Annotated in this window: 1 tRNA gene; it reads left to right on the top strand. The window is 57.7% G+C overall.

Annotated features, from left to right (window positions below):
- Window positions 1-50 precede the first annotated feature (50 nt).
- Window positions 51-127 (top strand) — tRNA-Met (locus V2S85_RS27205).
- Window positions 128-409: the final 282 nt, after the last annotated feature.

Raw genomic sequence — 409 nt, 5'->3', positions numbered from 1 at the left:
AATGAATACACAAAAAACGCTCCGGGCTGACAATCAGCCCATAATGGTGACGCGGGGTGGAGCAGCCCGGTAGCTCGTCAGGCTCATAACCTGAAGGTCGCAGGTTCAAATCCTGCCCCCGCAACCAATATAAACAACCACTTAGCAGACATACGCCGCACCGAGCGATAAGCCGTGTCCGCAGCAGGTCCGCTTCCAGCACAACATTTTTGAACACCGCAACGCCGAAACGGCATCACGCTGCACACCGTTGCCGAAGGCCTGACGAATGAAGTGCATATCGGCTGACCTGCCCCCCGTCAGTCCCTCGATCATAACGAGAGTCCAGCGGTTGAATACGATGGCCCGGACGCCTGCACAAGCGCGTCGGGCATGATGGTCTCGTCCTGCACGAAGGCTCGACGCGCTT

Origin of the sequence: Novosphingobium resinovorum, assembly GCF_036352595.1 — a bacterium.
Classification (GTDB): Bacteria; Pseudomonadota; Alphaproteobacteria; order Sphingomonadales; family Sphingomonadaceae; genus Novosphingobium; species Novosphingobium resinovorum_B.
Note: the sequence above shows the minus strand (reverse complement) of the source record. Positions and strands in the feature narration are given on the sequence as shown.